This is a genomic window from Flavobacterium zhairuonense, assembly GCF_004352915.1.
Classification (GTDB): Bacteria; Bacteroidota; Bacteroidia; order Flavobacteriales; family Flavobacteriaceae; genus Flavobacterium; species Flavobacterium zhairuonense.
Window position 1 is genome coordinate 385,991 of sequence record NZ_SJSY01000073.1, and the last position, 14,838, is coordinate 400,828.

16 protein-coding genes are annotated in these 14,838 nt (G+C 32.9%); 6 read left to right on the top strand and 10 right to left on the bottom strand.

What is annotated here, in order from left to right:
- Window positions 1–259: 259 nt before the first annotated feature.
- The 3 genes from EYY60_RS13815 to EYY60_RS13825 all read right to left on the bottom strand — a co-directional run bounded on the left by EYY60_RS13815 (window position 260) and on the right by EYY60_RS13825 (window position 5,008).
- Window positions 260–1,474, bottom strand: coding sequence for an RsmB/NOP family class I SAM-dependent RNA methyltransferase (locus tag EYY60_RS13815; protein ID WP_132989898.1), 1,215 nt, complete (start codon window positions 1,472–1,474; stop codon window positions 260–262).
- Between the two features lie 158 nt (window positions 1,475–1,632).
- On the bottom strand, window positions 1,633–3,609 hold the full coding sequence (locus tag EYY60_RS13820) for a KUP/HAK/KT family potassium transporter (RefSeq protein ID WP_132989899.1): 1,977 nt from the start codon (window positions 3,607–3,609) through the stop codon (window positions 1,633–1,635).
- 133 nt (window positions 3,610–3,742) lie between these two features.
- A complete protein-coding gene (locus tag EYY60_RS13825) occupies window positions 3,743–5,008 on the bottom strand; it encodes a hypothetical protein (protein ID WP_132989900.1) in 1,266 nt (421 codons plus the stop codon).
- A gap of 236 nt (window positions 5,009–5,244) precedes the next feature.
- On the opposite strand from EYY60_RS13825, the gene EYY60_RS13830 reads away from it, so the two are divergent.
- Window positions 5,245–6,306, top strand: coding sequence for a WD40/YVTN/BNR-like repeat-containing protein (locus tag EYY60_RS13830; RefSeq protein ID WP_132989901.1), 1,062 nt, complete (start codon window positions 5,245–5,247; stop codon window positions 6,304–6,306).
- An 86-nt stretch (window positions 6,307–6,392) separates the two neighbouring features.
- Here the strand turns inward: EYY60_RS13830 and EYY60_RS13835 are convergent, their stop codons facing one another.
- The 5 genes from EYY60_RS13835 to EYY60_RS22455 all read right to left on the bottom strand — a co-directional run bounded on the left by EYY60_RS13835 (window position 6,393) and on the right by EYY60_RS22455 (window position 9,517).
- Entirely contained in the window at window positions 6,393–6,851 is a 459-nt protein-coding gene (locus tag EYY60_RS13835; RefSeq protein WP_132989902.1) for a sensor of ECF-type sigma factor, read from the bottom strand.
- A 16-nt stretch (window positions 6,852–6,867) separates the two neighbouring features.
- Complete coding sequence (locus EYY60_RS13840; protein WP_132989903.1) at window positions 6,868–7,287, bottom strand: hypothetical protein; 420 nt, start codon at window positions 7,285–7,287, stop codon at window positions 6,868–6,870.
- A gap of 33 nt (window positions 7,288–7,320) precedes the next feature.
- Window positions 7,321–7,863: an RNA polymerase sigma factor gene (locus tag EYY60_RS13845; protein ID WP_132989904.1), complete on the bottom strand. Its 543-nt coding sequence runs from the start codon at window positions 7,861–7,863 to the stop codon at window positions 7,321–7,323.
- 58 nt (window positions 7,864–7,921) lie between these two features.
- Complete coding sequence (locus EYY60_RS13850; protein WP_132989905.1) at window positions 7,922–9,139, bottom strand: SRPBCC family protein; 1,218 nt, start codon at window positions 9,137–9,139, stop codon at window positions 7,922–7,924.
- Between the two features lie 189 nt (window positions 9,140–9,328).
- A complete protein-coding gene (locus tag EYY60_RS22455; RefSeq protein ID WP_132989906.1) occupies window positions 9,329–9,517 on the bottom strand; it encodes a hypothetical protein in 189 nt (62 codons plus the stop codon).
- Window positions 9,518–9,598: 81 nt separating this feature from the next.
- On the opposite strand from EYY60_RS22455, the gene EYY60_RS13860 reads away from it, so the two are divergent.
- Window positions 9,599–9,979, top strand: a complete 381-nt coding sequence (locus EYY60_RS13860) for a pyrophosphohydrolase domain-containing protein (protein WP_026730373.1) — start codon at window positions 9,599–9,601, stop codon at window positions 9,977–9,979.
- 125 nt (window positions 9,980–10,104) lie between these two features.
- Entirely contained in the window at window positions 10,105–10,446 is a 342-nt protein-coding gene (locus EYY60_RS13865) for a hypothetical protein (protein ID WP_132989907.1), read from the top strand.
- A gap of 276 nt (window positions 10,447–10,722) precedes the next feature.
- On the opposite strand, the gene EYY60_RS13870 is transcribed toward EYY60_RS13865, so the two are convergent.
- Window positions 10,723–11,793 carry a branched-chain amino acid aminotransferase gene (locus tag EYY60_RS13870; RefSeq protein ID WP_132989908.1) on the bottom strand — a complete coding sequence of 357 codons (1,071 nt, stop codon included), beginning with the start codon at window positions 11,791–11,793 and terminating at the stop codon, window positions 10,723–10,725.
- Between the two features lie 310 nt (window positions 11,794–12,103).
- On the opposite strand from EYY60_RS13870, the gene mnmD reads away from it, so the two are divergent.
- Both mnmD and EYY60_RS22460 read left to right on the top strand, forming a co-directional pair.
- Entirely contained in the window at window positions 12,104–12,769 is a 666-nt protein-coding gene (mnmD, locus tag EYY60_RS13875; protein ID WP_132989909.1) for a tRNA (5-methylaminomethyl-2-thiouridine)(34)-methyltransferase MnmD, read from the top strand.
- A gap of 165 nt (window positions 12,770–12,934) precedes the next feature.
- Window positions 12,935–13,132 (top strand): hypothetical protein, encoded by a 198-nt coding sequence (locus EYY60_RS22460; RefSeq protein WP_026730370.1) that lies wholly within the window; start codon window positions 12,935–12,937, stop codon window positions 13,130–13,132.
- Window positions 13,133–13,163: 31 nt separating this feature from the next.
- On the opposite strand, the gene EYY60_RS13885 is transcribed toward EYY60_RS22460, so the two are convergent.
- Complete coding sequence (locus tag EYY60_RS13885; protein WP_132989910.1) at window positions 13,164–14,108, bottom strand: LysR substrate-binding domain-containing protein; 945 nt, start codon at window positions 14,106–14,108, stop codon at window positions 13,164–13,166.
- A 106-nt stretch (window positions 14,109–14,214) separates the two neighbouring features.
- Between EYY60_RS13885 and EYY60_RS13890 the strand changes: the two genes are divergently transcribed.
- Window positions 14,215–14,694 carry a Dps family protein gene (locus EYY60_RS13890; RefSeq protein WP_132989911.1) on the top strand — a complete coding sequence of 160 codons (480 nt, stop codon included), beginning with the start codon at window positions 14,215–14,217 and terminating at the stop codon, window positions 14,692–14,694.
- The last annotated feature ends 144 nt before the right edge of the window (window positions 14,695–14,838 follow it).

Genomic DNA, 14,838 nt, shown 5'->3' on the forward strand with positions numbered 1-14,838 from the left:
CAATAACTACGATTGAAATTTGGGATTTTTTTGCGTTTAATTGTGTAGTCCCTACGGGACAAATATGTCTTGCCGATTATTTTTCTTTCAATATTAAATCTCTACGAGATACTCCGTTAGGAGTAAAATATTGGTAGAAAAACATATATAAACAATATAAAATATCCCGTAGGGATTATACAAACAGTTTAAATGACAAATCCCAAATTCCATTTCAAAATTGGAATTTGGGATTTGTCAGTATTAGGATTTAATTCTTTTATTTTTTACGTTCTAAAAGTGCCATATAGAATCCATCAAAACCAGATTCTGAAGCCAACATTTTTCTGTCTTCAATAAATTTGAATTGTTGTCCGATTTCAGTTTTCAGGAATTTCTCAACCTGCTCTTGATTTTCAGAAGGCAAAACAGAACAAGTTGCATAAACTAATTTTCCGCCCGGTTTTACAATTTTAGAATAACTTTCTAAAACTTCGCTCTGCACTTTACGAATATTATCGATAAATTCAGGTTGCAATTTCCATTTTGAATCAGGGTTTCTTTTCAAAACACCTAATCCGCTACAAGGAGCATCGATCAAAACACGATCTGCTTTTTCATGCAATTTTTTGATCACTTTCGTGCTGTCGATAATTCGGTATTCAATATTAAAAGCGCCATTTCTTTTAGCTCTCAATTTTAATTGCTTCAATTTGCTTTCATACAAATCCATTGCAATCAATTGGCCTTTATTGTTCATTAACGAAGCCATGTGCAATGTTTTTCCACCTGCTCCAGCGCATGTGTCAACCACACGCATTCCTGGCTGCACATCTAAGAAACCGGCAACTAGTTGCGAGTTGGCATCTTGAACTTCAAATAAGCCTTCCTTAAAAGCATCTGTCAAGAATACATTTGCTCTTTCTTTTAAAACTAAAGCTTCTGGCTGATCTTTTAAATACTCGGTTTCGATATTTAAATCCATCAGTGTGTTTCTTAAACTTTCTTTAGTTCCTTTAAGAGTATTGGTTCTTAAAATAACTTTAGCCGGTTGGTTTTGAGCTGCAATTTCTTTTGCCCAAACTTTTTCGCCTAATTCTTTCACGCCCAATTCATCCATCCAATCCGGAATAGATTCTTTTAAAGCTCTGACTTTTGAAAGTTCATCAAAACGGCCTTTTATTTTTCTTTCAGGAGTTCCTTCTAATTGTCTCCAATCTGGAATTGGATAGCCTCTTAAAACTGCCCAAACTGCAAACATTCTCCATAAGTTCTCTCTGTCGTAAGGTTCTTTTACTTCGGCAATTTCTGCATACAGACGTTTCCAGCGAACAATTTCGTATATGGTTTCAGCAACAAACTTCCTGTCAGAACTTCCCCAACGTTTGTCTTTTTTTAATGCTCTAGCTACCACTTTATCTGCATATTCCCCTTCGTTGAAAATAGCATTTAAAGAATCGATGGTAGTATAAACTAAATTTCTGTGTAATCTCATTTCTATAATTTGAATTGCAAAGGTACTATTAATTGATTGAAAGTTAAATTTTTAATTCAGATTGTGCATTTGACTTTCATTTGAAAAGAAAAAAACACTCTGATAAAGTTTTAAAAGAGTGTTTTTTTTTTTTTTTTTTTGAAATATTTTATAAACAGTTAGTTTTTTATAATTCGGGTCAAACCAATGTTTTCTGGAGCATGAAGCACCATCGGGAATTTCTCAATTTTAACCGAACTGCTGTCTAATCCAAATGCTCTTTCTTCAGACAAACTCAGTTTTTTGATGAAGAAATAAGAGTTCATGATAATATTTTCGTGCCATCTTAAATCATTGTCGTTTGATAGGAATTTCTCAGACAATACAAATTTGAAGTCTCCAATAATATTGTTTTTATTAAGAGATTCATAACGGCTGGTAATATCCACTTCGCCACGTTTTACCATGTCGCGAATAACTTCCCTAAACATTAAATTGATTTTTGTTGGCTCTCTAAATCCTAAATTAAAGTCAATTCTGTAAATGTCGTCTTTAGCGATTTCAGTTACTTTGTATTCTGTTTTATAAGGTTCAGAAAGTACATTTACGTGTACGAACCAATAAATGTCAGCTCTTTTTGGACGTTTTTGCAAAATCGAATAAATTACTTTTTCCTCCAACTCATCTGTACGATTAGCATTTGTCATGTAAACCAAATGCGTTGCGTATTTTGGAATAGATAAATCTCTGCTCAGTTCAACTAATACTTTTTTGTAGTCGTCGATTTTGATCACTTTAGTATAGTTTTTATTGATTTTCTTAGCCAAATACCAAATCGTCATAATTGAAATCAAAAGCATCGCAATGATTAAAGTAACATAACCGCCTTCTGCAAATTTGGTGATATTGGCAAATAAGAAGCTGAATTCAATCAATAGATAAATCGTGATCAATGGAACCATAAAATACAGTTTTACACGTTTCATGATTAAGTAATAATTCAGCAAAATTGTAGTCATGATCATGCATAGAATAATGGCAAGACCATAGGCGTGCTCCATATTTCCTGATTTTTCAAAGTGTAATACAATTCCAATACAACCAAAAAGCAATAACCAGTTGATTGACGGAATGTACAATTGTCCTTTAACTTCAGTTGGATATTTTATTTTTACTTTTGGCCAGAAATTCAAACGCATTGCTTCATTGATCAAGGTAAACGAACCACTGATAAGCGCTTGAGATGCAATTACCGCCGCTAAAGTTGCTACCACAATTCCGAATGGAAGAAACCAATGAGGCATGATCAAGTAAAATGGGTTTCCATTTTCACCACCTAATTGTTGCAACGTGCTTCCTTCATGATGAATTAAATATGCCGCTTGACCAAAATAGTTTAATACTAATGTTGCTTTAACAAAAATCCAGCTTATTCTGATGTTTTTTCTTCCGCAGTGTCCCATATCTGAGTACAAAGCCTCAGCTCCTGTTGTACAAAGGAATACGAAACCTAGAACAAAAAAACCGTCAGGATGAATTGATAATAAATGATAAGCGTAATAAGGATTTATCGCTTTGATTACTTCTGGATGATAAAAAATTTGAATTGCTCCCAAAGTTCCAAGCATTGCAAACCAGATCAACATCATTGGTGCGAAAAATTTACCAACCAATTTTGTTCCAAATTGCTGAATGGTAAACAAAATAACTAAGATCGTTATTACAATATAGATAATGGTTTGGGTTTCCATTGTAGGGTAGAAGGCCCTGATTCCTTCAACGGCTGATGAAATTGAAATGGGCGGTGTAATGATTCCGTCGGCAAGCAAGGCACTACCTCCAATAATGGCGGGCACAATGAGCCATTGGATTTTTGTTTTTTTAACTAAAGCATAAAGTGCAAAAATTCCACCTTCACCATGATTGTCAGCACTTAAAGTTATAAGTACATACTTTATTGTAGTTTGCAGCGTTAAAGTCCAAAAGACACAGGAAATACCTCCTAAAACAATATCCGAATTAATAGCATATTCACCAAGAATGGCTTTCATTACATACAACGGAGAAGTACCAATATCTCCATAAATGATTCCTAATGTGATCAATAGACCACCAATAGACAACTTACTGTGTAAGTTTTTATGCGCTGCGCTCATGTTATTTTTATAAAAGACGGTTGCAAATTTACTGTTTTAAAACAAATTAGCAGCAATTATAAATAAAAAGATAAAAAAAAGCACAATCGGTAAATTGTGCTCTGTTTTTTTATTTAGAAATGTGATTTTGATATTAGCCTCTTCTGCCACCACCTCCGCGTGATCCACTTTCTCTTTGTGGCTGTCCGCCTCTTGATTCTTGGCTCATTCTTGGTGCTTCAGCGCGTTGTGTGTTTTGCGGTCTTGAACTGTAAGATCTGTTCTCAGAGTTTCCTCTGTTTTCAGAATAATTTCTTGAAGGCTCGCTTCTTTGTACAGAAACAGGTCTGTCGCTGTTTGAATTATTCATAGGGCTTCTTCTGTTTTCAGAATAACTTCTAGGTGCATCATTGTTTTGTGAAGCGGTTCTATCAGTATAGTTTCTGTTGTCTGAATTATTTCTGCTGTAATCTGATCTTGACGGAGTCGCAACAGGAGCAGTATTTTCTCTATTACTCATTGTAGGACGACTTGAGTTGTTGTAATTTCTGTCTGTATTTCTATCAGAACCATAACCATAACTTCTGTTAGATACTCTATTTTCTCCATATTGAGGTCTTCCGGCACTAGATCTTACTGGATTGTTGCTGTTTTGAGATGCAGTGTAAGGTCTGCTAGTCACTCTTCTTTGATCCAATTCATATCTGTTGTTCACATTACTGTGTCTTTCAGCAAAACTATAATTAGGTCTCATTCTTTCGTAGCCATAAGTACGTCTTGATGCATAAATTGTAGGCGCAACATAGCTTCTTCTGTAATTTACATAGTTGTAGCTGTAGTTTGCGTTAATGCAAATGTTTACGTTGTTTCTATATCTGTAAACAGGATAAGGTCTCCATGCTGTATAATATGTTGGATAGTAACCCCAATACCATGTTGAGCAATAAGGTCTGTAGTTTGTAACCCAAAATGAACTATAGATTACTGGAACAACATTGTAAACAGGCTCATAAATGTAGTTTGCGCCATACAAATAACTGTTTCCAACTACCTGAACGCTAACTTTGTTGTAATTGTCTCTTTCTACGTCAATTGTTGCAACGTCTTGATAAACATCGCGGTCTAAAACAGCTTGAATAATTACAACGTGAGTTCTGTTTTCTACAGATTCGATTACACGTAAATAATCAACCTGATCGTCGCCATTTAAGTCAAGATTTGATATTTGATATTTTGGGTCATTTAATCTTCTTTCAAAATCTTGAAGATTTGCTGATTCCCCAAACATCGAAGCAACTGCTCTTAAATCTAAGTTGTCGCTGATGTCTGAATTTTTTGCATAAACAGTCGCTTGGTTTTGTGCAGAACAAGAACTAAGTCCGATCGTTAAAAATGCTAGTATAAGTAGGTGCGCTTTCATGGCAAATAATATTAAAAAATTAGTTGTTAGCAAATATCCAATTACTGTGCCAAAAAAATAATTCCTTACTTTGTTTTTCTTAAGTGGTTGTTTGTTAGTGTGTTGTGCTTTGTGGTTTTGTTTTTGATTTTGCTTTTGTTAAATAGGCTGTTAAAAAGATTGTGATCAAAAAAAACAAAAGCTATTTTATATGTTATAAATAATTGTATTTTAGCAACAACTAAATCTTAACCTACATGAGAAAATTAATATTATTTTTTAGCTTATTTGTTTTATTGGTATCCTTTAAAGCATTGAAAAATAATGATAAAGCACCAGTTGCAGGAGGCTTTGTTTCAATGCAGACCGAAGTTTTATTTCAGGATAAAATTAGTATTCGAGCCATTACAATTGATAATAATAAAATATGGTACGGTGCCGATAATTCGCGTTTTGGCTGTTTTGATTTAGATAAAAGAGAAAAATTTGAAGATCATATTTATCGCGATACACTTAATTTAGAATTTAGAAGCATTGCACAAAATTCAAAAAGTGTTTTTTTATTAAGTGTTGCCAATCCTGCGTTATTGTATCAAATTGACAAAAAGACTAGAAAAGTAAAATTAGTTTACAAAGAAGTTAACTCAAAAGTATTTTACGACAGTATGCAATTCTGGAATGAAAAAGAAGGAATCGCGATTGGAGATCCGACAGAAGATACTTTTTCAATGATTGTTACTCGTGATGGAGGTGAAACTTGGACAAAACTGCTTTCTGACAAGTTGCCAACTAATACACAAGGCGAAGCTGCTTTTGCGGCAAGCAATACAAATATCATAATTAAAGGAAACGATACATGGCTGGTTTCTGGCGGAAAAAAATCGCGTGTTTTTTATTCTCCAGATAAAGCAAAAACTTGGAAAGTGGTAGATACTCCAATTATTCAAGGTAAAGAGATGACTGGAATTTTTACTGCCGATTTCTATGATGCAAAACACGGATTTGCGGCAGGAGGTGACTATGAGTTTCCTGAAAAAAACTCAGACAATAAGATTTGTACTAAAGACGGCGGAAAAACTTGGGAATTGATTGGTCAGAATCAAGGTTTTGGATATGCTTCATGTGTGCAGTATGTTCCAGGAAGTAATGCAAGAGAACTTGTTTGTGTAGGCGCTTCTGGCATTCAATATTCACAGGATGGTGGTGCGACTTGGAAACAACTTTCAGATGATTCTAAGCTTTTTACCATTCGATTTGTCAATAAGAATACAGCAATTGCAGCTGGTTACAATAAGTTAATCCGAATTACTTTTATATAAGAATCAAAACTCTTTAAAAATAACAAGCCCCCTAAGTAATAAAGTAAGCATTATTATTTAGGGGGCTTGTCGCTGTTGTATTGTATTTAATCTTTTGCGGCTTTATCTCGATATTGTTTTAATAATTTTCGATTAAAATCGTCTTCAGATTTTTTGAGCTTCAATATTTTTTTTGCTGAAAGTATCTTTTTTAAGTTTGAATTGTATTTCTCGCGCAAAAGATATAATTCTTTGTCAGTGCTTTCCATTTGCGCAAGCACGATTGCTGCTTCTTTTTCTGAAATTGAATTGATATTGTCATCATTCAAGCGTTCCATGTACGCTTTCATTTTTTGATGTCTCAATTCAAATTGCTTGTCATCGTAAGCGTTGTAAATGGGCCAGAATTTTTCAGCTTCTGAAGGAGTCAGTTCTAACTCGGTTGTTAAAAAAGAAACTTTATAAGCTTTAATCTTTTCGCGTTTTTCATCCATTTTTCCTCCTTGGGCGTAAAATGAAAAGCTTATCATGAACAAAATTATCGGTAGTATATTTTTGATCTTCATCTTTTAAGTTTTGTTTTTATTCAGAAATTAAGTGTTCGATGTTAGGATTTGATGCTAGAATATCTTCAAGAGTTTCATCTTCAATAGCAACATTTTTATTTAGTTTTTGAATGTCTTTCGTATCTAGATTCTGAATCAGATCATATTGATTCAAATTCGATTGATAGGATAAATAGGTTTCTAAAGTAGCTTCGTCAAGTTCTTTAGAAGTGTCATTATAATTATTGATAATAGGAATCATTAGTGCGAAAACAATTACCGCGGCCGCTGCAATTGAAATCACGTTTTTACGTTTGTAAAACGGTATTACTTTTACTTCAACTTCTTTTTCGTTAATCTGCTGTAAAACTTTTGCCGATAAATCATCAAAATAGTGTTCTGGAGTTTTAAATCCAGATTTGATTTTCGGTTCGTTTTCTAATTTAAATGCTTTCATAATGTCTATAAGATAGTTTTTTTTACAAAAGGTTTAATTTGATGTAACATATAATTCAATTTTTTTTACCGCATGATGATAAGATGCTTTCAAAGCGCCCACCGAAGTTCCTAAAATTTCAGCAATTTCTTCATACTTTAATTCTTCAAAATATTTCATTTTAAAAACCAATTGTTGTTTTTCGGGTAAAGTGACAATGGCTTTTTGGAGCTTGATTTGAATTTCATCTCCATCGAAATAAACATCCGATTTTAGATTTTCGATAGTTTTTGTTTGTAAAGCTTCAGATGTCAGGCCACTTAATTTTGCTTTTTGATTTAAAAATGTCAAAGCTTCATTAGTTGCAATGCGATACATCCATGAAAAAAGCTTGCTTTCGCCTTTAAAATTTTTTAGATGTTGAAAAACTTTTACAAAAGTATTCTGTAAAACATCATCTGTATCATCATGATCCAAAACAATGTTTCGGATATGAGAATACAGTGGTTTTTGATAATCAGACAAGAGTTTTTGAAACGCTACGTTTTGCGTTTTCGGATTTAATAATTGTTGTATAAATTCCTTCTCGTCTGTCAAACTTCTTCATTTATCCTATTAGAATGAATTTTAAGCTAAAGGTTTAATGTCCTTTGTTTTAGAACTCATCTTCTTCTGGTGTCGTTGTAGGTGTAGTAGGTTTTGGCGCTGCAGGTTTTGGTTTTGCTGGTTTTTTCACAACAGGCGCTGTTGTTGCTGGGCTTGCAACTGCAGGATCTGTAGTTGTCGTATTTGCTGCCGATGGATCTGTTTGAGTATTATATGGGTCAGAAACTGGAGCTGTCACAGGAACAACTTTTGGTTTTGTTGGGAAATAAATTTCAGTAAGTAATTTAGATGGGCTTTTGGTGTCTAATTTGCTTACAGTCAATACTTCCAAATGTGACCAGCTTAAATCTGGTACGATTTTTTGATTGTTGATGTATGCCGTGCTTTTGCCGATAGCTTCAGCTGTATGCGAATAATCACCAGTCAAAGTTGTTTTTACAGCTTCAAATCCGTTTAATTTGCCGGATAAAATATCGCTTCCAGAACTGATTGAAATTTCTTTATTTATTGGCAAACAAATCGAAATTTTTGCCAATCCAGTTGTAGTGTCATAAGTATGATAAATAATAAAAGGTTTTCCAGTAGCTTGTAAAGCATTAGTTTCGCTAAAGCGAATAAGCTTCGGAATTACAATTCTTGCATTTTTGGTTACTTTGGCAATTTCACTTGTAAAAGTTTGTTTGATATATGGTGTTTCTGTTTTTTGAACCACACCGTCAACTTTTATATTGTATGTTTTAGTTTCGTAATCAAGATTTTTGTCAATATTTGCTAAACTCTTTTCGTAAATGGTTCCAATAACTTTATCTGAACCTCCATTTAATGCGGTGTATATTTTAAACAAAAAGCTCATTGTTCCTTTTGCTTTCCAAGTAACTTTTGTTTTTCCTGCCAAAGTATCTTTGAAAGTCCAATTCACATCAGCTTCTGTGCCGTCATATTTCATTTTTTGTTGAATGCTTTCGCCGTCTTTTGTTTTTAGGGTAATTGCATTTCCAGCACCTTCTGATCCTGTCCAGTAAAATGAAGCTCCATTTCCGGCCGTTTTGTTTGGGAAAGTGAAATTTAATGAAGGATCTTCAACCGCCCAAGATTCAAAATCTTCATAATTTCTAAAATCATTGATGTAGTTATAAACTGTGGCTTTTGGTGAATTGATCACTTTGCTTCTTTCTACAGAAAAAATACCTTTTTGAGTAGCAACAAAAACAGTAAGAGCAACTAAGCTTAATAATGATAAAAGAAATAAATATTTTAGAATCTTCATTTGGGTAGATTGTTTGGTGTCGTAAAGTTATAAATTTTTATTACTAGTCACACTAAAAATAGCATTGCGATAAAAGTACACTTTATAAATTATTTTGATCAAAAAAATATTCAAATTAAACGTTTTTGAAAGCGTTTAATTATAATTTTTGAAATTTATTTTAAGAAAGCAAAAAACTGGATTCGATACTTATCTTTTGAAAAAGATTTTGATCACAAATAAAAGAGCAATGAAAAGTAAAAATACAAGCAAAACTTTGTAATTTCCTTTGTAGAATATTTTATGAAGCGCCAGATCTTTTCGATATGCAAATATCATAACGATTACAAAAGCAATAAAAAAGCAGACTCCGAATATTATTTGTCCTTGACTAAACATAGTTAAAATTATTTTTGGCAAATTTAGAGAATTGTATACGAATTGTTGCTAATTTGCCAATTCATTTAATCAATTAAAAACATGAAGAAACAACTGGATGCAGTAACTGAATTTCACACTGCTTTTAAAATAGGTCACAGTCAGTCACCAATTGCTGATTTGGGAGCAACAAAAAAGTTGCTTCGTTATAATTTGATGAAAGAAGAAAACGAAGAATATCTTGAAGCAGTTCAAAATAATGATATTGTCGAAATTGCCGATGCACTTGGTGATATGATGTACATTTTGTGTGGGACTATTATCGAGCACGGACTTCAGGATAAAATTGAAGCGGTTTTTGATGAGATTCAGCGCAGTAATATGAGTAAACTTGGCGAAGACGGTCAGCCTATCTATCGTGAGGACGGAAAAGTAATGAAAGGCCCGAATTACTTCAAGCCAGATTTTTCGAAGTTATTATAAAATAAAATCTTTAGCTCAAATATTTAAACACATAGAATCATAGTTTTTGATGCGCTTAAAAAGAGGGCGTTTCACTTGTGTTAATGCACATAGCTATATGTTAGCGGCAAGTTTACTCAGGTATTATGAATAAAGTAACTAAATTATTAATTAGAATTTTAACAGTAGTTTTTATACTTGGCTTTATGGTTTGTCAAGGTTTGCGTTTAATGGATATTGAAGATCGTTATGGAGATTTGCAAGATGTTTATTACGATTCTGAATCTGGAGATATTTTAATTAACAACTTGAATAAAAAAACTGGAAAAATTTTATTGGAAAACAATCGTGTATTTGTAGTTGATAACGACAAAAAGTTTGAACTTGAAGAGTGGCTTGGTCCAAATTCACATTGGAAATGTAATCTTAACGTTTATGGAAAAGATTCGAAAAGCAATACAAAAGTCCATATAGAATATGAATATTAAAAACCTGCCACTAACAGCCATTTGGCACGATTGGGGTTTTATGCTGAATTTAAAGATAGTTTTGTACTTGGGAAATTTGTGCATATTGGAAAAATCTCGCATCTTTATCTCCCAACCTCGCCAAGCGTCAGAACGTTAGAAACTTGTTTCTTTTTTAATATTCTTGAGGTATATTGTATCTATGTTTCTATGTGTTTAAATTTAGGCAACTGCTATAAAAATTAAAAACCCGATAAATTTTAAATCTATCGGGTTTCTTTTTATTGCGGTTTTGGATTATTGTACTTTAACTGTCCATCCATAAGTGTCTTCAGAAAGTTTGTTTTGAAGACTCGTTAATTTTTCTTTCAAGAAAGAAGCATATGAATTCTCAATAGGAGCCATTTCATAATATTCATCTTTATAAGAGAATCCTTTGATAACGCTGATTACTGCAGCTGTTCCAGCTCCAAAAATTTCTTTTAAAGATCCGTTTTTAGCAGCTTCAACTAATTCAGAAACAATAACAGGACGAACTTCTACATTAAGACCTTCTTTTTCAGCCATTGCGATCAAACTTTTTCTAGTTACACCATCTAAAATTCTTTCGCTTGTTGGAGCTGTCAATAGTGTATCGTTAATTCTGAAGAAAACGTTCATTGTTCCCGCTTCTTCTAATTTTGTGTGGGTTGCATCATCAGTCCAAATAACTTGTTGGAAACCATCTTTGTTTGCCAAGTTAGTTGGGTAGAATTGAGCGGCATAGTTTCCGGCAGCTTTTGCAGCTCCGATACCACCATTTGCAGCTCTACTGTAATGTTCAGCAATGATCACTTTTACTTCACCTCCGTAATATGCTTTTGCAGGAGAAAGTAAAATCATGAATTTATATTCGTCAGAAGGATTTGCGATAACTCCAGGCCCTGTAGCAATCATAAAAGGACGGATGTACATACTTGCTCCGTTTCCTCTCTGAATCCATTCTTGGTCGATTTTCAATAATTCATTTAAACCTTCCATGAAAATATCTTCTGGAACTTCTGGCATTGCCATACGAACTGCAGAATTGTTGAAACGTTTGTAGTTTTCATCAGGTCTGAACAACCAAACATCATTATTTTCATCTTTGTAAGCTTTCATTCCTTCAAAAATAGCTTGACCATAATGAAAGACTTTTGATGAAGGATCCATTAAAATTGGCGCATAAGGCTTAATGACCGGAGTCTGCCATTGTCCATTTTTGTAATCACATTCAAATAAATGGTCTGTAAATACAGCACCAAAGCTTAAGTTTTCAAAGTCTACAGAGCTTATCTTAGAAGAAGTAGCTTTTCTGATTTCAATTTTGCTTGTTTGAGTTGTACTCATAATTATGTAAAGTTTTATCGAATTGAATTCTTAACAGATGAATTTATAACGTAGTGATCTGCTGAAGAATAGTTTTTTGTTGAATGCAAAATTACGGAAAAATATGTAATTTCCTTGGTAAAACCGCATTAATTCCTGTGTTTGACTGAGATTTATTTATCTTATAATAAACCTAAAATTTTAAGTAAGTTTTATAAAGAATTTATGAAAAAACTGCGGTTTTTTAAGGCTTTACGCATTAGATTTGATTAAATTTGAGGATTAAAACAGACTGAAAATCAGTAAAAGACCATTATAAAATTCGAAAATCGTGAAAAGAGAAATAATTAAAACGCTAGATGGCTCAACGACAATTCATTTGGAAGAATGGAACGAAAGTTATCATTCAAAACATGGTGCAATACAGGAGGCCAAACATGTTTTTATTAAAAATGGACTTTCCTTATTTGAAAATAATCCAGTAACGATTTTAGAAATTGGTTTTGGAACTGGTTTGAATGCTTTTATTACTTTTTTGGAATCAGAAAGAAAACGACAGACTATTGATTATGTTGGAGTAGAGGCGTATCCGGTAAATGCTGAGGAGGTTTTAGCGATGAATTATGTTGCCGAATTAGAAGCATTGGAATTTGACAACATTTTTGAGAAAATGCATAAAAGTGAATGGAACGAGAAAAGCGAACTTAGCCGCACGTTCTCGTTAACCAAAAGGAAACAATTTTTTGATGAAATCGACGATTTTGAAACTTTTGATTTGATTTACTTTGATGCCTTCGGATATCGGGTGCAGCCTGAGTTATGGAGCGAGGAAATTTTTCAAAAAATGTACAATAGTTTAAAGCCAAAAGGCGTTTTAGTTACGTACGCAGCCCGCGGAGTTGTTAAAAGAAATATGATTTCGGTTGGGTTTACTGTCGAAAAATTGGCTGGTCCTCCAGGAAAACGAGAAATGTTTCGCGCTTTTAAAAACGTTTAAGCTAGTTGTTTAGAATTGTTCTAGATTGAAGTATATGTTTTAAGAAAACGTATTCGTTGCTAAAGTTTTTAAAAAAAATAGTTAAAAAGAGTCGTTATAAAGGTTATTTGTTTAAATTTGGTGCGAGTTTAAAAAATTAGATAACCCCAAAAATCTTATTTTATTATGTCAAAAATGATGTTTGATTACACGAAATCAATACTTGAGAGAGTAAGTTTCGATCCGGTACTTTTCTGCAAAGAGCTAGAAAAAGCTATCAAAACACTGTTACCTTACGAAATGGAACAATTACAAGAATGGTTGTTAAGTTTTGTAATCGAGAAACCAGAATTAAAACAAAGTCTACTACTGATAAAAGTATAAAAGAAAAGGAGCCAAATTGGCTCCTTTTTTATTACGCTTTCTTTTGCAGTGGACTGATGATTTGAACATTCTGAAAAACAATTGCGCCTTTTACAACGCCGGCAATTGTAGATCGGAGAGCATCAATGATTTGCATTTTTAATTCGCTTTTAGGGTAAATCAAACTTACTTCTCGAGCAGGTTTTGGTTCCTTAAAGTTTCGAAGTTTCAGTTTATCGGATTCTTTCAAATCCAAGGTGTGCAAATACGGAAGTAATGTTGTACCAAGGCCTTCGTCTGCCAATTTTATTAAGGTTTCAAAGCTTCCGCTCTGAATCTGAAAATTGGTTTGATCGATATCAGAAACGCTTTTGCAAAGATTTAAGATTCCGTCTCTAAAGCAATGCCCGTCTTGTAAAAGTAAAATTTCATTTAAATTTAAGTCTGCCACTTCAATTTCTTGTTTTTCAAAACTTGCATGATGTTCAGGAATATAAGCTACAAATGGCTCGAAGTATAAAACAATTTCTTTTATTTTTTCATCTTCAAGTGGTGTTGCCGCAATTGCCGCATCAAGATGTCCGTTTTTTAATTTCACTATAATTTCTTCTGTATTAAGCTCTTCGATTAAAAGTTTAACCTTCGGATATTTTTTGATGAAATTATTTAAAAACATTGGCAAGAGAGTAGGCATGATCGTTGGGATAATTCCTAAACGGAATTCACCACCAATAAAACCTTTTTGTTGCTCTACAATATCTTTGATTCGGTCAGCTTCGTTGACAATATTTTTAGCTTGGCTTACTATTTTTTGTCCAATATCTGTCAGCTGAATTGGTTTTTTGCTTCGATCAAAAATCAAAATATTCAGTTCCTCTTCAATTTTTTGAATCTGCATGCTCAAAGTTGGCTGTGTAACAAAACATTTTTCGGCAGCAAGAGTAAAATTTTTATGCTCGGCAACAGCTAATACATATTGCAATTGAGTTATAGTCATATTGATAGTAATTTTTGATGCAAAAATAAGAAAATATAATTTTTATTTATATAATTTTTTCTGAACTTACTTTAAATTTGTAGTAAATTAGTGTAAAAAATAGATTATGAAAACAAATATTTTAGGATTACCAGTAAAAGAATCAGAATTGCTAGTACAAGAATTGAATATTTTATTGTCCAATTTTCAAGTATATTATCAAAATTTAAGAGGAATTCATTGGAACATTCGCGGAAAGCGTTTTTTTGATCTTCATGTGAAATTTGAAGAATTGTATACAGATTCACAACTTAAAATTGATATGATAGCGGAGAGAGTTTTGACCATTGGCGGTACTCCATTGCATACATTTGAAGATTATATCAAGCATAATAAATTGACGGTTGGGAAAAACATTTCAAATGATGAAAAAGCCGTTCAATTGATTGTTCATTCACTATCAGATTTGTTGAAAATTGAAAGAGAAATCTTGAATAAATCAGGAGAGATTAATGATGAAGGGACAAATTCGATGATGAGCGACTTTATTGCGGAGCAAGAAAAAACAATTTGGATGATGAATGCATGGCTTGAAGAAACGATTTAAGTGTTTGTAAAATAATAGTTTAAAAGCAGAACGGCATATAAATTGCGTTCTGCTTTTTTGTTTATGTTAAATTTCTATAAAAAAAACTTTGATTTTATTTCTTTAACGCTATTTTTGCCTCAATGAAATTAGTTGCTCGCATAT